This window comes from Micromonospora sp. CNZ309, assembly GCF_002846525.1.
Window position 1 is genome coordinate 2,579,202 of record NZ_PJNG01000001.1, and the last position, 23,482, is coordinate 2,602,683.

Annotated in this window: 22 protein-coding genes and 3 pseudogenes; 9 read left to right on the top strand and 16 right to left on the bottom strand. The window is 68.3% G+C overall.

Annotation, left to right across the window (positions count from 1 at the left end):
• Nucleotides 1-85: 85 nt before the first annotated feature.
• Both CLT72_RS10210 and CLT72_RS10215 read right to left on the bottom strand, forming a co-directional pair.
• Nucleotides 86-2,239, bottom strand: coding sequence for an MMPL family transporter (locus CLT72_RS10210; RefSeq protein ID WP_101411142.1), 2,154 nt, complete (start codon nucleotides 2,237-2,239; stop codon nucleotides 86-88).
• A gap of 98 nt (nucleotides 2,240-2,337) precedes the next feature.
• Nucleotides 2,338-3,921, bottom strand: coding sequence for a class I adenylate-forming enzyme family protein (locus tag CLT72_RS10215; RefSeq protein ID WP_199184538.1), 1,584 nt, complete (start codon nucleotides 3,919-3,921; stop codon nucleotides 2,338-2,340).
• A 955-nt stretch (nucleotides 3,922-4,876) separates the two neighbouring features.
• On the opposite strand from CLT72_RS10215, the gene CLT72_RS32625 reads away from it, so the two are divergent.
• Nucleotides 4,877-6,244, top strand: a complete 1,368-nt coding sequence (locus CLT72_RS32625) for a ricin-type beta-trefoil lectin domain protein (RefSeq protein WP_101411146.1) — start codon at nucleotides 4,877-4,879, stop codon at nucleotides 6,242-6,244.
• 120 nt (nucleotides 6,245-6,364) lie between these two features.
• Here CLT72_RS32625 and CLT72_RS32630 read toward each other — a convergent pair.
• From CLT72_RS32630 to CLT72_RS32635, 7 genes and pseudogenes are all read right to left on the bottom strand, one after another.
• Nucleotides 6,365-6,526, bottom strand: a pseudogene (locus CLT72_RS32630) (ISL3 family transposase); the annotation flags it as partial.
• A gap of 11 nt (nucleotides 6,527-6,537) precedes the next feature.
• Nucleotides 6,538-7,197, bottom strand: coding sequence for a response regulator (locus tag CLT72_RS10230; RefSeq protein ID WP_101411148.1), 660 nt, complete (start codon nucleotides 7,195-7,197; stop codon nucleotides 6,538-6,540).
• Nucleotides 7,194-8,351: a sensor histidine kinase gene (locus CLT72_RS10235; protein ID WP_101411150.1), complete on the bottom strand. Its 1,158-nt coding sequence runs from the start codon at nucleotides 8,349-8,351 to the stop codon at nucleotides 7,194-7,196. The genes CLT72_RS10230 and CLT72_RS10235 overlap by 4 nt, the downstream gene beginning before the upstream one ends.
• On the bottom strand, nucleotides 8,348-9,184 hold the full coding sequence (locus CLT72_RS10240; RefSeq protein ID WP_101411152.1) for a CPBP family intramembrane glutamic endopeptidase: 837 nt from the start codon (nucleotides 9,182-9,184) through the stop codon (nucleotides 8,348-8,350). The genes CLT72_RS10235 and CLT72_RS10240 overlap by 4 nt, the downstream gene beginning before the upstream one ends.
• Before the next feature lie 422 nt (nucleotides 9,185-9,606).
• A complete protein-coding gene (locus CLT72_RS10245; protein ID WP_486484212.1) occupies nucleotides 9,607-10,470 on the bottom strand; it encodes a hypothetical protein in 864 nt (287 codons plus the stop codon).
• 29 nt (nucleotides 10,471-10,499) lie between these two features.
• Complete coding sequence (locus tag CLT72_RS10250) at nucleotides 10,500-10,883, bottom strand: PadR family transcriptional regulator (protein ID WP_101411156.1); 384 nt, start codon at nucleotides 10,881-10,883, stop codon at nucleotides 10,500-10,502.
• A 231-nt stretch (nucleotides 10,884-11,114) separates the two neighbouring features.
• Nucleotides 11,115-11,348: pseudogene (locus CLT72_RS32635) on the bottom strand (hypothetical protein); the annotation flags it as partial.
• A 33-nt stretch (nucleotides 11,349-11,381) separates the two neighbouring features.
• Here CLT72_RS32635 and CLT72_RS10255 point away from each other — a divergent pair.
• Nucleotides 11,382-11,543, top strand: a pseudogene (locus CLT72_RS10255) (IS5/IS1182 family transposase); the annotation flags it as partial.
• A 9-nt stretch (nucleotides 11,544-11,552) separates the two neighbouring features.
• Here the strand turns inward: CLT72_RS10255 and CLT72_RS10260 are convergent.
• Nucleotides 11,553-11,906 (bottom strand): nuclear transport factor 2 family protein, encoded by a 354-nt coding sequence (locus tag CLT72_RS10260; RefSeq protein ID WP_101415076.1) that lies wholly within the window; start codon nucleotides 11,904-11,906, stop codon nucleotides 11,553-11,555.
• Nucleotides 11,907-12,528: 622 nt separating this feature from the next.
• Here CLT72_RS10260 and CLT72_RS10265 point away from each other — a divergent pair.
• Genes CLT72_RS10265 through CLT72_RS10275 form a run of 3 tightly spaced genes read left to right on the top strand, consistent with a single transcriptional unit; the run spans nucleotide 12,529 to nucleotide 14,493 of the window.
• Nucleotides 12,529-13,716, top strand: coding sequence for an ABC-three component system protein (locus CLT72_RS10265; RefSeq protein ID WP_101411158.1), 1,188 nt, complete (start codon nucleotides 12,529-12,531; stop codon nucleotides 13,714-13,716).
• On the top strand, nucleotides 13,713-14,183 hold the full coding sequence (locus CLT72_RS10270; RefSeq protein WP_101411160.1) for a three component ABC system middle component: 471 nt from the start codon (nucleotides 13,713-13,715) through the stop codon (nucleotides 14,181-14,183). Before CLT72_RS10265 ends, CLT72_RS10270 begins: the two co-directional genes overlap by 4 nt.
• Nucleotides 14,184-14,187: 4 nt before the next feature.
• Nucleotides 14,188-14,493, top strand: a complete 306-nt coding sequence (locus tag CLT72_RS10275) for a hypothetical protein (RefSeq protein ID WP_199184539.1) — start codon at nucleotides 14,188-14,190, stop codon at nucleotides 14,491-14,493.
• On the opposite strand, the gene CLT72_RS10280 is transcribed toward CLT72_RS10275, so the two are convergent.
• Nucleotides 14,445-15,646 (bottom strand): IS3 family transposase gene (locus CLT72_RS10280; protein ID WP_375547185.1). Its coding sequence is split into 2 segments (ribosomal slippage): nucleotides 14,445-15,359 and nucleotides 15,362-15,646, totalling 1,200 coding nucleotides; the frame shifts between segments, so codons are not numbered across the junction. The genes CLT72_RS10275 and CLT72_RS10280 overlap by 49 nt on opposite strands.
• A gap of 125 nt (nucleotides 15,647-15,771) precedes the next feature.
• Between CLT72_RS10280 and CLT72_RS10290 the strand changes: the two genes are divergently transcribed.
• Together CLT72_RS10290 and CLT72_RS10295 are read left to right on the top strand one after the other, a co-directional pair.
• Nucleotides 15,772-17,442, top strand: coding sequence for a DUF3732 domain-containing protein (locus CLT72_RS10290; RefSeq protein ID WP_486484213.1), 1,671 nt, complete (start codon nucleotides 15,772-15,774; stop codon nucleotides 17,440-17,442).
• Nucleotides 17,443-17,536: 94 nt separating this feature from the next.
• Complete coding sequence (locus tag CLT72_RS10295; RefSeq protein WP_101411164.1) at nucleotides 17,537-18,526, top strand: hypothetical protein; 990 nt, start codon at nucleotides 17,537-17,539, stop codon at nucleotides 18,524-18,526.
• 11 nt (nucleotides 18,527-18,537) lie between these two features.
• On the opposite strand, the gene CLT72_RS10300 is transcribed toward CLT72_RS10295, so the two are convergent.
• From CLT72_RS10300 to CLT72_RS10315, 5 genes are all read right to left on the bottom strand, one after another.
• Complete coding sequence (locus CLT72_RS10300; protein ID WP_101411066.1) at nucleotides 18,538-19,464, bottom strand: IS3 family transposase; 927 nt, start codon at nucleotides 19,462-19,464, stop codon at nucleotides 18,538-18,540.
• Nucleotides 19,461-19,772 (bottom strand): transposase, encoded by a 312-nt coding sequence (locus CLT72_RS10305; RefSeq protein ID WP_101411064.1) that lies wholly within the window; start codon nucleotides 19,770-19,772, stop codon nucleotides 19,461-19,463. The genes CLT72_RS10300 and CLT72_RS10305 overlap by 4 nt, the downstream gene beginning before the upstream one ends.
• Nucleotides 19,773-19,807: 35 nt before the next feature.
• Complete coding sequence (locus tag CLT72_RS31520) at nucleotides 19,808-20,074, bottom strand: hypothetical protein (protein ID WP_144082229.1); 267 nt, start codon at nucleotides 20,072-20,074, stop codon at nucleotides 19,808-19,810.
• Between the two features lie 150 nt (nucleotides 20,075-20,224).
• A protein-coding gene (locus CLT72_RS10310) for an IS5 family transposase (protein WP_486484214.1) occupies nucleotides 20,225-21,030 on the bottom strand; the annotation gives its coding sequence in 2 pieces (ribosomal slippage) (nucleotides 20,225-20,692 and nucleotides 20,695-21,030; 804 coding nt in all).
• Nucleotides 21,031-21,066: 36 nt separating this feature from the next.
• A complete protein-coding gene (locus CLT72_RS10315) occupies nucleotides 21,067-22,425 on the bottom strand; it encodes an RHS repeat-associated core domain-containing protein (RefSeq protein WP_486484215.1) in 1,359 nt (452 codons plus the stop codon).
• Here CLT72_RS10315 and CLT72_RS10320 point away from each other — a divergent pair.
• Both CLT72_RS10320 and CLT72_RS32230 read left to right on the top strand, forming a co-directional pair.
• The gene (locus CLT72_RS10320; protein ID WP_486484216.1) at nucleotides 22,315-22,755 is read left to right on the top strand and encodes a transposase; all 441 of its coding nucleotides are present in this window, start codon (nucleotides 22,315-22,317) and stop codon (nucleotides 22,753-22,755) included. The two genes, CLT72_RS10315 and CLT72_RS10320, sit on opposite strands and share 111 nt — an antisense overlap.
• Nucleotides 22,679-22,933, top strand: a complete 255-nt coding sequence (locus CLT72_RS32230; RefSeq protein ID WP_199184822.1) for a hypothetical protein — start codon at nucleotides 22,679-22,681, stop codon at nucleotides 22,931-22,933. Before CLT72_RS10320 ends, CLT72_RS32230 begins: the two co-directional genes overlap by 77 nt.
• Nucleotides 22,934-23,482 lie beyond the last annotated feature (549 nt).

Consider the following 23,482-nt stretch of genomic DNA (forward strand, 5'->3'; position numbering starts at 1 on the left):
CCGTGCCGTGGCCTGGGGGCGCCCCCAGGCCACGGCACGCGGGCACGGCGGGGGCCTTTCCGGTACGGGCATCGGCGGCGCGGCTCTAGACGGACGTACGCTCCGCGTCCAGGTTGCCGCTCTCCCCCCGGATCCCCCACCGGCTGTAGAGCGGCCGCAGCGGCCCGGGCACCCACCAGTTGAGCCGGCCGAGCAGCCGCATCGTAGCCGGCATCAGCAGCGCCCGGACGATGGTGGCGTCGACGACGACGGCAAGTGCGAGCCCGATACCGATGATCTTCACGACCAGCACGCTCGCGGTCGCAAACGACCCGATCACCACCACCAGCAGCAGGGCCGCGCTGGTGATGATCCGGCCGGACCGCTGCAATCCGACCGCCACCGCCTCGGTGTTGTCACCGCTGAGGTCGTAGTGCTCGCGGATGCGCGAGAGCAGGAACACCTCGTAGTCCATCGACAGCCCGAACGCGACGGCGAAGATCAGGATGGGTTGCACCACGTCGATGTTGCCGGTGGAGGTGAACCGCAGCAGCCCGGCGAGGTTGCCGTCCTGGAAGACCCACACCACCGCGCCGAACGCCGCGGTCAGGCTCAGCACGTTCATCAGGATCGCCTTGACCGGCAGCACCAGCGAGCCGAAGGACAGGAACAGCAGCACGAACGTGGTGGCCACGACGAGCAGCGCCATCCACGGCAGCCGCTGCCCGAGCATGTCCATCAGGTCGGCGAACCCGGCGGCGTCGCCGCCGACCAGCACCGTGCCGGACGGCGGCGGTGCGACGCCACGCACCGCGTCGACCAGTTGCCTGCCCTGCTCGGAGATCGGTTCCGCGTCGAAGCGGACGGTGACCCGCGCGGTGTCGCCGGCCAGACCGCTCACGTCCGCCTGCCGCACGCCCGGCAGCGCGGCCACCCGCTGCACGTACGCGGTGATTTCCTCCCGACCGGGCGAACCGGTCACCGGGCCGTCCAGCGTGACGATGGCCTCGATGGGCCGGGTGACGCTGTCCGGGAACGACCGCTCGATGGCGTCCTGGACCTGCCGGCTCTCCGCCGAGGCGGGCAGCACCCGGGTGTCCAGCCAGCCGTAGGAGATCCGCAGGAACGGCAGACCGAGAACCAGAAGCACGGCGATGACCGCGCCCCCGACGAGTACGGGTCGGCGCATCACCGTCCGCGCGATGCGCGCCCACGCGCCGGAGTTCGGGTCGGTGTCGACCGGCCTGCGGCGACGTTCCCGCAGCCGCAGCCCGAACAAAGACAGCATCGCCGCCATGACGGTCATCGCGAAGAACCCCGCCAGGAGCACCGCGGCGACCCCTCCGACGGCGATGGACCGGAGGAACACCTGCGGGAAGACGGCCAGGCTGGCCAGCGCGAGCGCGACGGTCACCGCGGAGACGACGATGGTCCGGCCCGCGGTGACCATGGTCCGTCGCAACGCCTCCGGGACGGGGTGGCTGGCGCCGAGTTCCTCCCGGAACCGGCTGACCATGAACAGGCTGTAGTCCACGGCCAGTCCGAGACCGAGCAGCGTGACCACGTTGACCGCGAAGATCGAGATGTCGGTGAACTGCGCCAGCAGCCGCAGGCCGGCCATCGAACCCACGATCGCCAGCACTCCGACCACAACCGGCAGCAGCGCCGCCAGCAGGTTGCGGAAGATGAACACCAGCAGCAGGAACAGGATCGGCAACGCCAACGCCTCGGCGCGGGTCAGGTCGGCCTTGCTCTGGCTGTTGACGTCGTCGATCAGCGCCAGCGGGCCCCCGACGGTGACGTCGAGATCCGGACTGGTCAGGCTGTCCTTGATGGCCAGGTAGTTGGTGAGGCGGTCGTTCTCGGTGGCACCGGCGATCTGCACCGCCGCAAACGTCTCCTGCCGGTCGGTGCTGACGAGGGCGGGAACCCTGGCCCGCCAGTAGTCAGTGACGCCCTCGACCCGGTCCGCCGGCAGCCCGTCCAGCACGCGCCGGGCGGCGTCGGCGTACGCGGGGTCCTCCACCGTCCAGCGGTCGCTGCCGAACAGCACGACGACGTCCGCGTCGTTGCGTCCGAGCGCCTTGCGTTCGACCTCGTCGGCGCGGGAGCTTTCACTGGACGCGTAGGTGAACCCGCCGACGGCCAGGTCGTCGAAGGCGCCCGCGCCCCAGCCGCCCGCGGCGACCAGGAACACCGCGGCGGCAGCGATCACCCACCACCGCGCCCGGTGGGCGAGCCGGCCGAGGAGATCCAACATCGCAGTTACCCTTCGCTCGACTGCGGTGGTCCACAACGACGCGGCGCCGGCACAGTCTCCACCGGCGCCGCGTCGTTGTGGTCAGAGGACGACGACGGTCAGTTCCAGCGCCCGATGCCGATCGCCTGGGCACCGGAGAGCAGTTTCTCCCGAAGCGCGACTCGGCGGATCTTCCACGTGCCGGTTCGTGGGAACTCGTCCCATTCTATCTGGATCGGCGGGGCCATCGGGCTCAGGTCGGCGACCGCCCGATCCCAGTCGGCCTTGTCCAGCGGTACGTCGTCCATGGTGCTGACCACGGGTACCGGCAGGTCACCGGCGACCGGAAGGATGACGACCTCGGTGGTGTACTCGATCCGGTCGAGGATGAGGTCCTCGAACTCGATCGCGCTGCCGCCGGGAATCCGGTCGATCTCCCGGTCCACGATCCGGACGGCACCCCACTTGTTGATGACTGCGAGGTCGCCGGTGTTCCACCACCTGCCGTTGCACTTCAGGTCATGCCGGTCCTGCTCGCCCACGTACGCGAGGCACCGTCCCGGCTGGTCGATCTCGATCAGGCCGACCTGGCCGCGCGGGACCTCCTTGCCGGTCTCCGGGTCCACCGCCCGCATCTTGGCGTGGAACGGGATGGGCCAGCCGATCAGCTGCGTCGGCGGCGGCCGGTGCCCCCTGCGCCGCACGACGAAGCGGAAGAACGGCCGGATGCACAGCGCGCCGTTCTCGCTCTGGCTCCACGACTGGACCCAGATCGGGAAGCGGCGCTTGGTGGCGGCCATGAAGGTGCGGATCGTGCGGGTGTGAATGGCGTCGAACGAGTTGACGTACTCCCGCACGTTGCTGAACAGGCCGGCGGGGTCGCGGGCCAGCGGCTCCCAGGCGAGGTAGATGTTCGGCAGCGCCTCCACCAGTGTCGGCTTGTGCTCGGCCAGCAGCTCCCGGACCCGTGGCGACAGCGGGTCGGACAGATAGATCACCCGTGGGCCGACCGCAGCCATCGCCAGCTGCATGGTGGTGAGCCGCTCGTGCGTGTAGGGGTCGCAGAAGGCCACCGTGTCGCTGCGCCGCAGCCCGAACCGGGGCCACCGTTCGGTCTCCACGATCGCCATCGCGTAGATGGACTCGGCGGAGTGCATGACCAGCTTGGGGATGCCGGTGGTGCCGGAGGTGTGGGTGATGACCACCGGCTCCTTGAACTCGCGCATGTTCGGCTGGACCGGTGGCGCGTCCTTGAAGTCGTCCAGGCGCAGCACGTCCGGCCGGTCCGCGACCGCGTCGACGCTGATCGTGCGTACGGTCAGCTCCGCCACCACCTCCGGGGTGATGCCGCACTTGTCGAGGTGCTTCTGGTCGGTCAACAGGAACGGCCGTTCCAGCCGCTCCAGCATCGGGATCATCGCCTCCGGGCCATAGGAGCCGGAGAACATGCAGGGGATGGCGCCGATCCGGGCGATGGCGCAGCCGAGAACGACGATGTCCAGGTGGTTCTGCTTGAGGATCGCCACCCGGTCCCACGGGCGCACGCCCGCCTTGTGCAGCCAGGCCGCGGCGCGATCGACGAGCTCCGCCCACTCGGTGTAGGTGCGGGCTTCGGCTCCGTCGGGGTCGATGTCCGGCGGGCGATCGACGATGACCAGCTCGTCCGGGGCGGTCTTCGCCGCCACGTGCCAGGTCTCGCCCATCTTGGAATGCTTTGGTACGCGCGAGAAAGGGCTCAGCCGACGGCGCCACCGAGTGGGCGTGAACTCGGTGAGGAACCGTGGAATGGGCCGCTGCGGCTCGACGTCGCCGCCGGCGACCGTCGAATCGGCGGGTGAGGCCACGAGCGCGTCCTCTCATCTCGGGGCTTGGGCAGGTCGGCGGACGACGAATGATCACCGGCCGTCCGATTGGCCGGTAACGATATCGACGTTCTCCGGCGTCGGCCAGACCTGCCTGGACGGACGTCCGCCCACGAACGCGCCTCAACTCGGACCGTCAGACCAGTGTGGACGGCACGACCACCGGCCATAATGCACCCCGGCGACGTAGCGGGACACGGCCTCCCCCGGCTTGGCCAGTCAGCGGTCGAGCGCGGCGTCGAGCAAAAGCACCACCGAGGTGCCCTGCACGGCAGGGTGCAGCAGCAGTTCGACCACCAGACGTGCACGCTGGGACCACCGCCGGCGAAACCACCGCCGTCATGGCCAACGCCGTGGCTGCCGTGGTGACCGGTGGCGTGCCGGTTACCGCCGTACCGGTCCGGGGCTGCGGCTCGTCGCTCGGCGGCGGCGATGGTGACGGACTCGTGGGACCACCAGTACCGGCCCGCCTCGCCGACGCCGATCACCTGCTCCAGGGTCTCGGTCGCGGCCGGGGCCCAGATCCACTGTGCGATCGGCTTGAGGTCCTCCATGTGCCCGGCGAGCTGCGGCGCGGTGAACGGTCCCCGCTCCCGTGGCCGTACCGGGGGGTTACGTCGTTGCGGTACACCTGCCCGCACGCGCGGTATTGACGTAAATCATTGGCGTGGGCGAGGGTATCCAGACAGCCGATTGCCACACCACTGGTCAGTCCGGTGCTGAGATCATCGTCCCGCCTCAGTCCTGGCAGGCCCCCAGGCCGGCCGGCGCCTCTCATGCGAAGGAGCCCACCCTCATGGGGCCTACGCCAACGCCAATCCGCAAGGTCGCCATTGGTGCGACCCTCGCCGCAACCGTCGCAGCCCTCACCGGCATCGGTATCGTCGCCGCACCGAGCAGCAGCGCCGCGGTCGGCTGCGGCGTGCTCTTCGATGACTTCAACTACTCATCCCGTACGGACGCGGCCCTTGGCCAGCGGGGCTGGCGCATCCGGAGCAGTCCCGGCGGCCCGGGCGTGAGTGGTGCGCGCTGGCTCGCTGACAACGTGTCGTTCCCGACCGTCGACGGGCAGAAGGTCGCCCAGCTGAGAGCGGTCACCGACGGTACCGCGGGCGGTACGTCGCACGCCGAGTTCTCGCAGAGCGACCGCCGCTTCTTCGAGGGCACCTACCTCGCCCGGATAAAGTTCGCCGACGCCCCGGTCAGCGGCCCGGACGGCGACCACGTGAACCAGACCTTCTACGCCATCTCCCCGCTTGCCGCGCCGCGCGACCCGATGTACTCCGAGCTGGACTTCTCCGAGTACCTGCCAAACGGCGGCTGGGGTGAGCCGGGCCCGATCAACTACCAGACCAGCTGGTACACCTACGTGGCCGATCCGTGGTACGCCGACAACCAGCACAGCAAGCAGGCCGGCAGCATCAACGGCTGGCACGACGTCATGGCGACGGTCTCCGGTGGTCACGTGAAGTACTACATCGACGGCGCGCTGGTCGGTGACCACTCAGGCAAGTTCTACCCCCGGCAGAACATGTCGATCGACTTCAACCAGTGGTTCATCGACCTGACGGGGCACACGGGGGTCGGCACCAGCACCTGGATCCAGTCGGTCGACTACGTGTACCACGCCAAGAAGCAGGTGCTGAGCCCCACGCAGGCGGCTGCGGCGATCAACGGGTACCGCTCCGGAGGCACCGTGCACGTCGACAGCGTCGTCACCACCAACGACTGTGACCCCGGCGTACCACCGGGCACCAACCCGCCGACGACCCCGCCGGTCGGGGCGACGATGCTGCAGTCCAACTTCAGCGGTCGCTGCATCGACATCCCGGGCGGCAACCCGGTCGACGGAGCCCGCCTCCAGATGTTCGACTGCAACGGTAGCGCCGCGCAGAGCTGGGCTTTCCACGGGGACGGCACGCTGCGGGCGATGGGCAAGTGCATGGACCCGGCCGGTGGCGCCCTCGCCAACGGCACGCCGATCCAACTGACCGCCTGCAACACCAACCCGGTGCAGCGATTCACCCTCACCTCCGCCCGGACCCTGGTGAACGTCTCCTCCGGCCGATGCGTGGACATCAAGGACTGGGTCGGTAGCAACGGCGCCGCGCTGCAACTGTGGGACTGCGCCGGCACCGCCAACCAGATCTGGGGCAAGCTCTGACCGGATGTCAGCAAGAAGAAGGCCCGCACCGGCTCGGTGCGGGCCTTCTTCTTGTGCGCGGAGGTTCGACCTCGGCCGCAGAGCGACCACCGCAGCCGTACGTCCCTGGCCGAGCAGCCGTGTTCGAGCATCGATCAGCACGGTCGCGTAGCGGCTGCGTCGCCGCAGCGCGGAATCATCCACGCCCAGCATCCGTGGGACCACAGGCGCGGCATACGGTATCCGCAGCAGCGCCCGGATCGGGGAATGCCGCGATAGTGGCACCGCCAGCGCCGACAGGAGTAGCGGCCACCTCAGGTCACCAGGCCCCGACGGTACGCGTACACCACGGCTTGCACCCGGTCGCGCAGGTCGAGCTTGGTGAGGATGCGGGACACGTATGTCTTTACCGTCTCCTGGCTGATCACCAGGGCCGCGGCGATCTCGCTGTTGGACAAACCCTCCGCGATGAGGCGGAGCACCTCCATCTCGCGCGGGGTCAGCGCGCCGCTGCTCGGGTCGCCTTCGGCCGGGCGGATGCGGGCCGCGTAGCGGCCCACCAACTGCCGAGTCACCTCCGGGGCCAGCAGCGCGGCGCCCGTCGCGACCGTGCGGATGCCGTGGAGCAGTTGCGCCGGTGGGGCGTCCTTGAGCAGGAAGCCGCTGGCGCCCGCACGCAGTGCCTCGTAGACGTACTCGTCGAGGTTGAACGTCGTCACCACGAGGACCTTCACCGGCTCGGGGACCCCGGCGCCGGCCAGCAGGCGGGTCGCCTCGATGCCGTCGAGCACCGGCATCCGGACGTCCATCACCACCACGTCCGGCCGGAGCCGAGCGGCCAGGTCGACCCCAGCGCGCCCGTCGCCGCACTCGCCGACGATCTCCATGTCGGGCTGGGCGTCGATGATCGTCGCGAATCCGGCGCGGATCAGCTCCTGGTCGTCGCAGACCAGCACCCGGATCGGCGCGGTCACGACGGGTACCCGGCCGGGATCCGGGCCCGCACGAGGAAGCCGCCGTCGGTCTGCACGCCAGCGCTGAAGTCGCCCCCGAGGGCGGTGACCCGCTCGCGGAGCCCGGCGAGGCCGCGCCCGCTGCCGCCCGGAGACGCGCTGGCGGATCCGGAGCCGTCGGTGCTGATCTCCACGGTCGTCTCCCTTTCCCCGTGGTGAAGGCGAACTTCGGTCCGGCTGCCGTGCGCGTGCTTCAGCGCGTTCGTCAGCGCCTCCTGCACCACGCGGTACGCCGCCTCCTCGGCGCTGCCGGTGGCCGTCGCCGGCGTGCCCTCCCGGACGAACTCGACCGGCTGCCCGGCCTGCCGGGAATGGTCGACGAGGGTGTCCAGGTCGCCGACGGAGGGCGTACGAGGGTCGCCTGCGTTGTGATCCGGGTTGAGCAGGTCGAGCAGCTGCCGCAGGTCGCCGACGGCCCGGCGGCCGGTGCCGGTGATCGCACTCAAGGCCTGGTCCAGCTTGTCCGGGGCGCCCGTCAGATAGCGTGCCGCCTCGGCCTGCACGACCATCGCCGTCACGTGGTGGGTGACGACGTCGTGCAGCTCCCGGGCGATGCGCGTGCGCTCCGCCGTGCGGGTGGCCTGCTCGACATGGCGGCGGCGTTCCGCCTCGGCGGCCCGGTTCTGGCGCAGCCACGCCCCGATGCCCCACGCGAGCGCCAGCAGAAGGTAGAAGGTGGTGAACCCGGCGACGCCCTCACCCGATCCGAGCCGGTCGAGGGAGATCGCCAGGGGCACGTACGCCGCCGAGGCGAGACCCGCGACGACCCAGCGGTGCCGCTCCAGGTGGGCGCCGGCGCTGATGAGCGCGATGGCCAGTCCCGTACCCGCGATGGTGTGGTAGCCGCGGAGCTGGTCGATCGCGAAGCCGAGCGACACCAGCGCGAGGCAGACGGCCGGCCACCGACGGCGTACGGCCAGCGGCAGGCACTCCAGGGCGACGGCACCGACGGTCAGCGCGTCGTACGGGCGGTCCGGGAGGTCGCCGAGCTGCGTACCCTGCCGCTCCAGGGCCGGGACCACCGCCGCGAGGGCCAAGGCCAGCGCGAACGGGAGGTCCCGGACCGTGATCGGCCACTGCCGCCACAGATCCGGGAGCCTCCGGAACTTGCTCACTGGGACACCGTAGCGGTTGCCGGGACCTTCGCTGTACGGCCGCGGCGCGGGACGATGCGCCCGCGGCGCTTGGCCAGCCACAGGAACACCACGGTCAGCACCACGCCGGCCAGCACCGCGTACAGGCTGCCCTCCGGCCCGAAAGCGCCGCCGCTGAGCGCGACCGGCCCCGACGTCGAGGCCTCAAGCAGCCCCTTCGACTCGCCGTTACCCGACACGGCGACGCTGAAGATGCCGCCGGCGGCGAAATTCCAGCCGAAGTGCAGGCCGATCGGGACCCACAGGTTCCGGGTGGCGGCGTAACAGGCGGCCAGCATGAACCCGGCCTCGATCGCGATGGCGGTCGCCCCCCACAGGCTGGCGTCCGGGTTGACCAGGTGCATCGCGCCGAACGCCACGCCAGTCAGGGCGAGAGCGATCCAGGTGCCCGTACGCTCCTCGATGATGCGGAACAGCACCCCGCGAAACAGCAGCTCCTCGGTGACCGCGATGGCCGCCATGAGCCCGAGCAGACCCAGCGCTCGCGTCGGCGAACCCCAGCCCTCGACGTGGTAACCGCCGAGGAACGCGATGTTGGCGATGACGGCCGCGAACATGGCGAAGCCGATGAGCGTCCCGCGGCCCAGCTTCCCGCTCCAACCGTCCGGGCCGAGCTCGGTCGGCTCACGGCGCTCGGTGCGCCGCACGACCCACCGGTAGACGACCACGCCCAGCACCGCCGTCACAGCGCCGATCACCAAGGTGAGGAAGAAACTGCCCTCGACGGCGGCGATGCTCTGCCCGCCGACGAGGGCGACGGCGGCGACGGCGAGAAGCTGTTTGACGAAGCGCATGACGACTCCTTCGCAGTCCGCGACCGGAGCGCCGCGGACACAAAGAAACCTATGGAGTTCGGCCGCCACAATCGTCCCCGTGCGGTGGACACTTGCAGGTAGCTCGCATGGGGGACAAGACTCCCTCCGGAGTCCGGCCGTGAGAGATCAGCGACGCAGCCAACGACCGTTGAAGAGCAGCCGAGTGCAGCCCGTGTCGCTCTATTACGTCCGAACTGCCGCCCCTGCGGCGTGAAAGGTGTCGCGAGTAGCCGTAGTCGATACGCGGACAGTCGGTACCGTCGATCGCGGCCTGGAACACAGCCGTCCAACGCTGCCACCAGCCGCTGCCGCCGCTCATCGGCTATGTCGTTATGGCGTAAGGCTGTTCCACCGATTCTTGCCCGGGCGGTCCGGCCGTGGCCGGACCGCCCGTCGGTTGGTCAGGCGCGGGTGCGCTGACGCAGCCGGGTCGAAATGACCGCGACGACTGCCATGAGGACCGCGACGACCAGGGACGGCAGGGCGTCGGGCCGGTGCAGCAGTTCCCCCGTCGACCCGGCGTTGCCCAGTTGGTGGAGCGTGCCCAGCAGGAGGGTGGGAACGACGGCAATCAGCAGTCGCTGGTCGGCCGTCGCCACCCACAGGAAGGCGACTACCCCGACTATCACCATGGTGGCGGCAACGATCTGCGAGTTCATGTCGACCCTGCGGAAGCCGTCCCCAGGAATCAGATGCAGGGCGAGTATGCCGGCGGTGACCAGAACGGCGTTGGCCCGGGGCGTCGGCGGCACGTCCGCCGGACGCCGCAGGCCCACCAGGATCAAAGGCGTGGCGACAACCGCTGCCCACCACTGCGGCAGGCCGTTGAGGAACAGGTACGGGGAGATCGCGGTCGGCACCACCACCGCAGCTACCACCAGGACGGCAGCGGTGCGGGTGCGGCCCGCGACGAGCGCCACCAGCGCCGCGATCACCATGACCGCGAAGATGCCCTGATCCCGCAGGACGGCCAGGGGGTCCAAGAATCCGCCGAACTGGAACGCCTCGACGAGGTCGTCCAGGCCGATGAGCGCACCCAGCGCCAGCACCGCCATGGCACCCAGGTGGATGCCCTGCCAGAGCAGCACGGCGGTGGGCCGGGCCGCGGTGCTGCCACCGTGCACATGTAGGGCGCCCCGGATCAGCGAGGCCGCTTCCCGGACGCTGGGCCAGCGGCGGGTGGTCGGTTCCTCGCCGATCAACGTATCGATCAGTTCGTCGGCACGTTCGCGGCGATAACCGGCCGGATAGGCCCGCAGCAGCATGCGGTAACGCTTCTCCAGAACATCAGAACTCATGCTGGTCTGATCCTCGCGATAGAAGGTTGATGGGTGCTTCCCTGCGGGAAGCTCCGGTGCGGCAGGCGATCCATGACCACCCGGGCGGCCCGGGCGAGCCGGTCGGCTTCCTCGGCGAGTACGCGGTGGCCCTCGTCGGTGAGCCGGTAGTAGCGGCGGGCACGCCCGTTGACGATCTCTTCACCGTCGGCGGTGATGAGTCCCTCGCCGAGCAGCCGATCGATCACTGAGTACAGCGAGCCGGCAGCGAGTGTCACCCGCTCATCGGACAGCTCAGTCACCCGCTTGATCACGGCATACCCGTGGAGAGGGCCACCGAGTAGGGCAGCAAGGACGAAGTACGACGGTTCCCGCAGCGCGGGACGCGAAGTCGATCGCATGGTGCCGAATATACAAGCAACATGAATATCTAGCCAAGGTGACCGTACGCTCTCGCCGACCCACCTGAACGTCCCCAATAGACGCGCACGCCGGACGTCCGGACGCGCACACCACCCCGGGCACGACATCGAGTGACCAGCCTCGTGCGCGGGTCTGCCGCAGACAAGGCGCGAGGTCGGCGCCCCTCACTGCTCGGCAAATACCAGCGCAGACTACGTTCAGTAGCCGAAAAGGTCGTGCTCGTCGAGTTCCGGCAGGGTGTGGCGGGCAAGGACGCGTACGTCCTCCGGGGCGCAGGAGAAGTAGAGCTTGTTGCGGGCGTTGGTCGAGGCGGCGGCGAGGAGATCTTTGGGACCTGGGCAAGATCCTGGTGGGACAGCACGAGGGACAGCCGGCACTCGCGGGCTTCGGCGAGCATGGCGTCCAGGGAGTTGGCGAGGGGTGAGGAAATTCTGGTGAAAGTCGGCCCGCAGCGCCCTGGCAGAAGAAGGTCAACCGCCGCTCACGCCCGCATCCGCGCCATCGGTGAACGCGCCAACGCCACCTCCAAAACCTGGCAAGTCCTGACAAAGCTGCGCTGCCGCCCACGCCGCGCCACCGCGATCGTGCACTCCATCCTCGTCCTTCATCACCTCGAGAACCCGGTGCACCGCAGTTGAAGAGGCTCCCTAGACCGGGACGAAGGTGGCGGCCAACACCCGCCAGTTGCCGTCCTCACGCACCCAAAGTCGGGTGTAGCGCAACCGCGCGGACATAGCGACACCGCCCTGAACGGCATCCACCGCAGCGACCATGCGAGTCACCCCAGTCTGACCGTCTTCCTGGACGCCGAGCGACTCCTCCACCAGGCTGGTGATTCGCAGTGCACCGGAGCGGTAGCTCTCCAAGTCGTCTTCCTTCGTAAAGACCGTGCCGTCCGGTCCGGCACCCACCACCTGCGGGTGCAGTAGCACGTCGAGGGACTCGACGTCGGCGGCGCGCTGGGCGGCTTGGAGTTGCCGTTCCGCGGTGAGGAGATCCATCCACCGATCCTCCGAAGCGCACCGCAACAAGACAAGCGGGTTCGCTCGCGGCAGAACCCTGCTGGAGACCGGCCAGGACGCCGTCGCTTCCGGAACCGCCACGAACCCGGTGCCGACCTCGCGGGCACGGCGACCGCTCTCCATGCGCAGGCGACCTCGTGCACGCCCTGCGAGACGCCGAGCCGGAACACAATCTGGAGGTCTACCGCAGCCTCGGGCTGCACCTGTCGTACGACCCGGAAACACGAACGGTGCGGGCAAGTGTTGAGCTTGCCGCGCACCGTTGGGATTCTGTTCGTGTCCGAGGGGCGACACGAACCATTGCCCCACCGCCGATGACAATCGGCAAGACCTTGAAGCTCGCGCAAGTCTAGCCGCCTTGGTGACCTCTTCGGGATCGCCGAAGAGGTCACCAAGTCAGACCGGCGCAGAGCCCGACGGTCCAGGTAGTCACGATCGGTCAGGCAGCCGTGCTTCGGCAGCGCCGTCAACACGTCGTACCGAGCGCCCTGTCGTGTCACCTTGGGACGGCCTGCCAAACAGTGGATTGGTGCCCGGCCCGTCGGCCAAAAGAGCGACGCAAGTCTGGACATGATCGGCTCACTCCGCGACACTACGCGTCGTGTCGTCGTCGTTGCACAACGCCGCACCATCTGCGCTGGGCTACCTGTACCAGTCACAGTGGCCGTTGCTTGAGCTGCTGCGGCGGTCCGAAGAGCGGCCTGACTGTGCCATCACCTTGGAGCTGCACGACGATGTCGCTTGGGAGCGAGACGGAACACCTACTGAGTTGTTGCAGCTGAAGCATCACCTCCGTGCCGGCCGCGGGCTGGGTGACAAGGACGTCGACATATGGCGCACGCTCAGAGCGTGGATGGATACCCAGGACGTGGGTGATCCGGAGGGCCCGACGCTCACCATGGTGACGACGCAGACAGCGGGACCGCACAGTGCCGCAGCGGCGCTACGACCGCTGGAACGAGACGTCAAGCGGGCGCTGGCGCTGCTGGAGGCCGCAGCAGCGGATTCGACCGCCGAGGTGAGCGCTGGTTGGCGTCGCCAGTTCCTGGACCTTGACCCCGCGGTGCGCGCAGTCTTCGTCGCCCGTATCTATCTGCTGGATGCCGCACCTCTGATCCGCGATCTGGACGATGCGGTGCGTCGGGTCCTGCGCTGGGCGCTGCCGCGCGGGCACGAAGACACCTTTATGGGGTTGCTGTGGTCGTGGTGGCACGCCAAGGTCGTCGACCTGCTGCAGGGGCATCGACGACGGGTCAACGCCGTCGATGTCGCGGTAAAGATTGATGAGCTGCGTGACCAGTTCACTCGCGACAACCTTCCGACGCTGGTGCAGCCGGAGCACTTCGATCCTGCCGAAGAAGTGACCTACCTGGACCGGCGCTTCGTGCAGCAACTGCGCTGGGTCGGCACACCAGCACGGCTGATCCAGAAGGCGATCATCGACTATTACCGGGCGTATGCGCAGACGGCTCGTTGGATCGATGACGACCTCATCGGCTTGGATGAGTTGGAAGCGTTTGAGGCACGGTTACGCGACGAGTGGGAACGCGAGTACGAGTGGATGGTGGCCGAGCTACCTGCCGACGCGGACGAGGATGCCAAGCGGCGGGCCGGGCTGCGGCTGCTGCGCGAGACTCTCGATCGCACTGGCATCCGGGTTCGCGACCGCTACGACGAGTCGTTTTTCTGTCGGGGCAAGCACCACGAACTCGCCGATGCGGGTCGGGTGGGTTGGCATCCCGAGTTCGCCGACCGGGTTGGGTCGTTGCTGCTGGCGGGCAGCCAGTGACGGCTTGGCAGGATCGACCGCAGGTGTCGGCGGCGTACCTCAACCCAGCGATGGTGGCGACTGTGTTGGCCGCTGCCGCGGCTGGTTACCGGACTGAACGGCAGCGGACGATGATTTGGCCGCTAGCGTTTGTCGTCGCACCTCTGGTCCTACACCGCAGCACCCGCCAGGCGTTGCCCCGCAGCACCACGACGCACCTCGCTTCGTGGGTGTCCCGCAACGCTCTGCTGCACACTGGCTTCGCGGCGCGGGCGCGGGCACTTACGCCGGCAGTCCGGGAGGGCCTCCGGTTCGGGCTGCGCCATGGCGTCTTGACCGTCGAGGCTGGCGGGCTCAGCGGCGCGGTCGGGAGGAGCCGCGACCCTGAGCTTCGGCAACTGCTGCGCAGTGCACAACTAGTGGGCCGCTGGCTGGCCAAGGCCGACCAGCCCGGCACCGCCTTCGCGATTCTCGGTGTGGAGCCCTGACGACATGAATCTGCTAGCAATCGTGCTGTACAACCGAGCCGGTGACCGGCGCGTGGTCGACTTCCGGCCCGGTGAGCTGAATATCGTCACCGGCTGGTCGGCCACCGGCAAGAGTGCCTTGCTCGACATCACCGAGTTCTGCTTGGGCCGTGACACCGTCACCATGCCAGTTGGGCCGATTACCAACACCGTCTCGTGGTACGCGGTGCTTGTCCAGCTACCCACCACCCGTGAGGTTCCCCCCGGGATGTGGACACCGGGTTATGCCGCGATCTGGTGCAGCGTAGTCGGTGTGAGGGTCTGTTCGTAGTCGGCGGGGCTGAGGTAGTCGAGTGCGGAGTGGCGGCGTCGGTGGTTGTAGAAGGCGATCCACCGGAACACGTCGCGGCGGGCGTCGGCTTCGCTGGTCCAGGTGCGGCGGTCGACGTCGAGTTCACGTTTGAGGGTGGCGAAGAACGCCTCGGCCAGGGCGTTGTCGTACGACGAGCCGATCCGCCCCATCGAGCGGCGGATGCCGTGCCGTTGGCAGACGTCGGCGAAATCGCCGCTGCCGTATTGGGCGCCCCTGTCGGAGTGGAAGACCACGCCGTCGACCCGGCCGCCGCGGGCGGCGACCGCCGCGTCGAGGGCGTCGATGACCAGTTCCGCGCGCATGTGGGTGTTGATCGACCAGCCGATCAGCCGTCGGGTGGCGATGTCGATGACCGTGGCCAGATAGAGCCAGCCGGCGCCGACGCGTAGGTAGGTGATGTCGCCGCACCATCGCTGGTCCGGTGCGGTGGCGGTGAAGTCCCGGCCGATCAGGTCCGGCACTGGTGGGGCGGCCGGGTCGGGGATGGTGGTGCGTTTGCGGCGGCGCAGGTGCCGGCCCACCACGTCGCGTTGGCGCATGATCCGCTCGACCCGCTTGCGGTTGACGCGCACGCCCTGGTGGTGCAGCTCGACGGTCACCCGCGGGGAGCCGTAGGTGCCGCCGGAGCCGGCGTGGATGGCCCTGATCTGCTCGGCGAGGGCGTCCTCACCGGCGGCGCGAGCCTGCCGAGCGGGCTCGCTGGCGCTCCAGCGATAGAACCCCGAGCGGGACACCGCCAGGACCCGACACAGCCGCTTGACGCCGAACACGGCACGGTGGGCGGAGATGAACCGGAAGCGGCCGGTCACCGATCCATCTCCTTCGCGAAATAGGCGGCTGCCTTACGCAGGATCTCCTTCTCCTGCCGCAACTCCGCGACCTCACGCCGCAGCCGAGCGATCTCGGCGTCCTTGTCAGCCACCGACAGCGCCTCGCCCGAGGCCCCCGAACCCGTCTGGATTTGGCGTTCAGCGGCGCGGACCCAGTTGCGCAGCGTCTCGTGACTCATCCCCAGCTCACGGGCCACCTGATTGATCGGCCGCCGCGACGAGCGAACCAAATCAACCGCGTCACGCCGGAACTCTTCCGTGTACTTCGATGGACGCCCCAACGGGGACACCCCTTCCTCTGGACCAACATCCAGTCTCAGGGTGTCCACATCTCAGGGGGAAGCCCACCCGCGCGTTCGTCGCCCGCCCAGCCCCACGGGCCGGTCGCGCCTCCACCCAACAAGCAATGCTGGAACTCGGCGCGGATCTGCAGCCGCTGGATTACGCCGACCTGATGGTCAACGTCGACTCCGACACCGTCCGCCAGCAGCTCGGCCGGCTTATCGGGATCGGCGAGAACCTGCACCTCCCCGAGGCCGGTGCCCTACGTGCCCCTCTGGAGGCCCACCTCGGCCACGCACTGCTCTTATGCCTGCAACGCCAGGGCGAAATTGGTAACCGCGACCTGCTGTTCCATCGGCAAGGCGACCGCGGGATCCACCAGGCGATCACCGACACACTGCCGTACTTCCTTGGCGCCGTGCCGGGTGACCAAGCCGCCAGGCGCCAGCAGTTGCAGACTGCTCGCCGCCAGCTTCGCCGCCTTGAGGCCGACCTGGCCGCTGCCGAGAGACTCAACCGCGATGTGGAGGTCGAGCTCCGAGCGTTGCTGAACGAAGCCCACGCCAAAGGGCTCATTGCCAGCACGGACGTCGACGGCCGTGACGCTGCCGTGGAAGCCCTGACACAGGCCCTCGGTACCCCAACCGTCGACCTAGCCATCGACCACAACAACGACACCCGACGCCGGGAACTCGAACAGCGCCGCGACAACCTGCGCCGACAGTTGCGGGCCATCGGCGAGCAGCGCGCACTACTGGATGACCAAGCTCGCGGCGAGCGCGACTACCAGACAGCCGTCCGCGTCGGTGCCGGCCGGCTGCAAAGCCTGGAGTTAGTGCAACCCAACGGTCACGTTGACGCCCACATCTGCCCGATATGCGGCAACGGCCTGGGCGAGCCCGATCCCCAGATCAGCGAGTTGCAGCAGACCCTCGATGATCTTCGGAGCCAGCTCCGGGCCGTCGAGAGCGCCCAGCCGCGACGTGTGGCTGCCCTCGACGAACTCGAGCGTCGCGCCGACAGCGTCCGCCAAGAGCTACGCGGAGCCGACGCTGCCCTGGCCGGACTCCGCGCCGCTGACGCCGCCCTCGATGCGGCCCGCAGCCGTGGAGAAGACCGAGCCTTCACCAAGGGCCGCATCGACCTGTATCTGACCCGCCTACGCCAAGCCGGAGATGAAGACACCCTCGACGGTCTACGCACCCGCGTCGACATAGCCCGTCGAAACGTCGACCGTCTAGCCGCCGACCTCGACCCCGACGAAGAACGTGAGCAGGTGACCTCACGGCTCGGCGTCGTCGGCGCCGACATGACCCGTTGGGCGGACCGACTTGAACTTGAGCACCGCGGCGGCAACATCCGTCTCGACTTGCACCGCCTCACCGTCGTCATCGACACCGACAGCGGGCCAGCACCGCTGTTTCGCATCGGCAGCGCCGAGAACTGGATCGGCTACCACCTCATCGCCCACCTCGCACTGCACCGCTACTTTGTTCGCCAGCGCCGACCGGTGCCTCACCTGCTCATGCTCGACCAGCCCACTCAGGCGTACTACCCGTCCGAGGTGGACCAGCACCGCGGCATCCCCAGCCATGACGATGACCGTGCCGCGGTACGTCGCCTGTTCGAGTTCATGCGAGACGTCGCCAGCGAGCTGGCACCCGACATGCAAATCATCGTGTGCGATCACGCTGACCTCCCCGAACCGTGGTTCCAGCAAGCTGTACGCCACAACTGGCGCGGCGATGCTCTGATCCCCGACGAGTGGATCGGAAGCAACTCCGACGCTCGCTGAAGTCCGGCGCCTGTCCGCGTACGTGAAATGGCGGGCTGGCTCCTCATACCAGAGCCGTCTTGCCAACGGCCCTGTCTCACAACGGTGGTTGCAGATGAAACAGTTTGACGAGGCGGAGACCAGCGAGCGCCGTCGAAATGCCCTCGGACGTCTGGTCGCACACGAGAACACTGCCAGCGACCTGCTTGCCTTCCTCTTCGAAATAGACCCGCGGCCCCTGCTGCGCCTACTGAACCTGCACGGTGGGCCCTACACCTGTCAGCGCGAGGTCCAAGCCGGCAAGGGAAAAGGCCGCCTTGACCTGGTCCTACGGCGGCAGGACAGCGGAAAGCCGGTCGCCGTGCTGGAGATGAAGGGCGCATCCGACGTTCACGGCGACCAACTCGACCGGTACAACGTATGGGCCGAGAACGTCGAGCCAACCGCCCCACGACGGTTCTACTGCACCCTCCACGGCGACGAAGCAACCCCGCCGGCACCGTGGCAGCCCTTGAGTCTGACCGCCCTCTTCGACGCCTGGCAGTCCTGCGATGACGCCCATGCCGCGTGGCTGGCACGCGAGATAGCCTCCGTTCTACGTACCTGGGACGCCGAGGCCGACGGCCTCATCGGGCAAGCCACCGGCTGGTACGTCCCAGACCTCGTAAGCCGGCGAACCGCCATGGCCGTCAACGCCGACCTGCGCCGCGCCCACGATGCCAGCGGGGCCCGCGCCTCACGCACCAGCGGCGGCAACCCCATGTTCATGGCATGGCGCCGGCACCCCCGCGGATCCGGCGACGCGCGAATCGGCGTGGACGTACGCTGCGAAGGCCGTGGCGCTCCGCAGCGCCCGTGGCTGCTCCGCCCATGCGTAGATGTCCTGGCCGACGGGCAGGCCGCACTCCTCGAAGCACATGACCTAGCCGTGAAGCTGCAGCCAGCGATGGTCCTAACAGCCATCCGGGATGCGCTGAACGCGCAGGGGTGCAGTCAGGTTGCGGCGGTCCTGCAAGCCAACGAGCATGATGGTCTGGCTTATCCCGCCGACCCCGGTGTTCTGGCCGGCTGGCGCGCACGGATGATTGAGTTCCCCCCGCTTTGATGGAGCGGTGGTTACCTGCTCCCGGCTGGTGCCGGGATGGCGATAGGCGGCTCAGCTGGTTGCGTCTGGCGGCTGTGCCAGGCGGTCTCGTACTCGTTCGGGCTGAGGTAGCCCAGCTCGCGTTGGATGCGGCGGGTGTTGTACCAGCCGTCGATGTAGGCGAAGATCGCGTTCTCGGCCTCGTCGCGGGTCCGCCACGAGGTGCGGTAGACGAGTTCGATCTTCAACGTTGACCAGAAGTTCTCCATCAGCGCGTTGTCGTATGAGTCGCCGACGGAGCCCATGGAGGGCAGGATCCCGTTGTCCTGTAAGCGTTCTGAGAAGCGGAACGACGTGTAGTTCGATCCCCTGTCCGAGTGGTGGATCAACTGGCCGTCGCGGACGTCGCGCGACCAGATGCCGTATTCGAGGGCGGCGAGGATCAGGTCGGTGTCGCAGCGGTCGGAGGTCTTCCACCCCACGATCCGGCGGGAGAACACATCCCGGACCGCGGCGAGCCAGAACACCCCTTCGCCGCACGGTATGCGGGTGGCGTCGGCGACCCACAGGCGGTTCGGCCCCGCTGCGGTGAACTGCCGGTTGACCAGATCCGGCGCCGGGATGTGCCGCGGGTCCTGCCGGGTGGAGCCGCCGCGCCAGCCTCGACGCAGGAACGCCCCCTGCCAGCCCTGCTGCGTCATCAACCGCTCGACGCGTTTGCGGCCCACATGGATGCCGTCACGGCGCAGCTGCCGATGCACCCGGTCCGCGCCGTAGGTGCGCCCCGATGTCTCCCAGATCTCGTGGATGTTGGAGATCAGCCCCAGGTCGACCACGTCGCGGTCGCAGGGCTGCTCGGCCTGCTTCACCCACGCGTAGTAGGTCGAGGCGCCGATGTTCAGGACCCGTAGCAGGAGCGCGACCGCGAACTGGTCACGATGTTCGTGGATGAACCTCATGACCGTCGCCGGGTCGGGTCGAGCTCCGCCGCGAAATACGCGCTCGCCGCCTTCAGGATCTCGTTCGCCCGACGCAGCTCGACGACCTCCCGGCGCAGCCGGCGGTTCTCCTCGGCCATCTCGCTGGTCGGCCGGTCGTGACGCTCGTCGGCGTCGGCCTCGGCCTGCCGGATCCAGTTCCTGAGCGCCTCGTGATGCACGCCGAGCTGCTCGGCCAGGCGCCGGATCACCGGCTTCGGGTCCGACTCGCGGTACAAACGCACAGCGCGCTGACGTAGCTCATCGGGGTACTTCTTCGGTGCTGCCACGGACGACTTCCTCCCCCACGGCCATCAGACCATGGTCAAGAAGCTCCATGAAAGCGGGGGTGGCTCAGATCGCCGGTGATCAGCCACGCCGGCGGCACCCGGTCTTCTTCCACGACCGAGGTCTGCGGTTGGCGACCCAGATTCGTGTCCAGACCGCTGGTCTCACCCGCCACGATCTCGCGGCAATAACGACGCCGCCGCTGTAGTAGTTCAGCTTCATCTGCCAGGCGGCCCCGTTCTTGCTGTAGATAGCCCCGCGGCTGATGCCCCTGATCCATTGCATAAACTTGTTCTTCGAGCACTTCGTCGCCTTGCAGTGGCGCGGGTAACAGCCTTTCGGGGTTTTGCTCGCCGCATCATGCTTCCCGTTTTCGACTGCCTCGGACTGCGTCTTACCCTCGCCGTACCCGTAGACGCGCTTCCCATTGCACCAGGGGTACTTAGAGCGTGTCTCAGGTGGTGAGTTTGAGGTAGCGCTTGTGGCAGGTGAGAGCGGCGGCGAGGGTGACGAACGCGCAGTAGAGGCTGGCTGAGCGTTCGTAGCGGATGGTCAGCCGGCGGTAGCCGGTGAACCAGGCGAAGGTTCTCTCGATCACCCATCGATGCCGCCCGAGCCGGTGTGAGGATTCGATGCCGCGGCGGGCGATGCGGGGTCGGATGCCGCGGGCACGGAGCATGCGGCGTAGGTGGGGGTAGTCGTAGCCCTTGTCGGCGTGCAGCTTGTCGGGGCGCCGGCGGCGGGGTCCGCGTCGGGAGCGGACGGCGGGGATGGCCTGGATGAGGGATTCCAGGCAGCGGCTGTCGTGGGTGTTCGCGGCGGACACGCCGACGGACAGAGGCAGCCCGTTGCGGTCGGACAGGGCGTGGATCTTGCTGCCGGGCTTGCCTCGGTCGACCGGGCTCGGTCCGGTCAGGTCGCCCCCCTTTTCGCCCGCACCGACGCCGCGTCGGCGGTGGCCCGGGACCAGTCGATCAACCCCTTCGTGCCGAGTTGGTCCAGGGCGGCGACGTGCAGCCTGCGCCACAGCCCGGCCCGGGTCCAGGCGACGAACCGGCGGTGCGCGGTGGCCTTGGAGACTCCGAACCCGGGTGGCAGGTGCCGCCAGGCACAGCCAGTGGTCAACACGTACACGATCGCGGCGAACACCGCCCGTGCCTCGATCGGTGGGGTGCCGCCGCCCTGCGGGCGTCGAGGCGGTGGCGGGATCAGCGGGGCGGCCAGGCTCCACAACTCGTCAGGCACCCGCTCTGAGATCAACCGGTCGTCCACAGTAGAAGAGATCTACCACCAAGGTCAGCCGACTGCCACCTGAGACACGCTCTTACCACCCATGCCCTCAAGGTTGCACTGGATCTCGCACTTCCAGGCGCGACCGTCCGTGTCGAGGTTGATGAAGGGATCGCCACCGGCGTACTCGTAGGGATTCGCCGAGCCACCCACGAGCGGATCCACCTGGAGGAAACGACCGCTCACCGGGTTGTAGAGGCGCACCCCCATCAGGGTGAGGCCCGCTGTCGGATCCGTCGCCCGCTGGTACGCGCCGAGGTAGCCGTACCGCTGATCGGCCGTGGTTCCGGAGCGGGTCATTCCGAACTCGGTCGCCTCGTGGGTCGCCGACGGTGTGGACTGCCCCTCGGGGATTGTCGCGACGAAGTCCCCGTGCAGGTTGGCCAGCTTCCAGGTGCCTCCGCTCACGCTGTCCCAGATCCCCGCCGTGCCCGCCAGGCCGGTGACGGTCCGCGTCCACCGCCCCGCCCCCTCGGCCGTCCAGACAGGGCTGTCGCCGTCACAGGCGTAGTGGTGGGTGCCGCTGCCGCTGCCGCCCGAGCCCGTCGTGGTCCAGGACCGCACACGGTCACCCATCACGTCGACCGTGTACTCGGTCTGGCCGGACGCGTTGCTGATCGACCTGACGAGGTCGCTGGAGTAATAGCTCAGGCTGATGTTCCCCTCAGCGACGGTCGGCGAGTCAACCGAGGGCACCGTCACCGCCCGGCCGAGTGTGTCGTGGCTGTAGCCCCCACTCGCGCGGTCGGCAGTGTCGAACTCCCACTCTCGGCTCGCCGATACGACGGTTTCCTGGCATGCCCCGCCGGCCGCCGGTGCGTAGGCCGAAACCCCGGTACGGTTCGTGCTCCCGTCGTACGCGTACGTCCGCGTCTCGCACTGCGACCCGACCGTGTCCCGCACCGAGAGCAGCCGCCCCGCGTCGTCATGTGCCAACCGCTGACCGGAGATCGTCGACTGGCGTTCCCGCCACTGCCCGTGCGCCGACGGCAGCACCGAATCCGCGTAGAGGACGCAGTTCGCGCTTCCGCAGCCGGGCTTGTCGTAGGTGAGCCCGACGGTCGTCCCCGCCTCGTTCACCTGGGCCGTGACAAGCACCCCGTTGGGCCACTCCTCCCGCACGAATTGCCCGTCAGCGTCGTACTCCGCTTCGAACCTGCCGACCGTCGAGTCGGTCATCGCGACCGCCGGGTGCGTCAGGTCGGAGGCCGCGTCGTACTCGTTGGTCTGGGATGCCTTGCCGTCGACCGGGAGTTGTATCTGCCCCGCGGCTGGTGCGACGACGCTGCTCGCCGTGAGGAATCCGGCATCGCTCGCAGCGTCGGATTCGCCACGAAACCCGTGCTGGGCCTGCGGATGCTTCAACGTGCCATCGAGGCGGGACTGCCCGCGCGGTGGGTCACCGCGGACGAGGCATACGGGCAGGACTCCAAGTTCCGGGCGCGGCTGCAGCGACAGCGCGTCGGCTACGTCCTCGCAGTGCCCCGCGACCAGCGGATCCCGACCGTGAGGGGCAGTTCCCACCCGGACGTTCTCGCCGCCGCCGCGCCGACCCTGGCATGGAAGCGCCGCAGCTGCGGCGAGGGCGCCAAGGGACCCACGGCTCTACGACTGGGCCGTGGCATCCCTGCCCGGCACCGTCGACGGACACGACCACTGGCTGCTGATCCGCCGCAGCATCACCAACCCCGCTGACCTGGCCTACTACCTGTGCTTCGGCCCCGCCGAGACGCTCGACGAGGACCTAACCCGGGTCGCCGGGACCCGTCGGGCGATCGAGGAGTGCTTCCAGACCGCGAAGACTGAGGTCGGTCTCGACCACTACCAGGTCCGCCGATACGACGCCTGGTACCGACACATAAATCTCAAATAGCGTCGACGTCGCGACTGCACGGCTGACATGACTCAAACGTCGATCAAGCCGGTAGCTGCTGAAACCTAAGATCGGGCAACTACGGCTGGAGCATTAGGGCAAGGACGGCGGAATCCCCGAATCCCCTGCGGCACCCCAATAATTTAGCGGGCCACTTTGCGGCATAGCCAACTTGACCCCGGCCTGAAACCTGGTCTGGACCCCGAGATACTCCAACAGTTCGCCGACTCGCCGACTGAAAGTCCTAGGCGAACAATTCAACTGGTGGCTAGCGGCGACGTCAGTTGCCCCACTGAGTAAGGCCGCGACGATTACATCCAGGTGGGGCGGAATCGGCTTCAGAGGAAAAGCTTCACTGCCAGCCCGGTCACGAACCGCTCCGCCGAACTTACTCTTCGTCATCCCATCTTCCTTATCCAGCAGTTACCACGAGGCAAGGGCGGACTTCGACGCTGAAGCCGACCACCCAACGCGACGCTCATTCTGCCAGAAGGACGCTCAGTGGCGATTATCACGAAACAGCAAAAGACCTGCACTTCACGCAGTCGC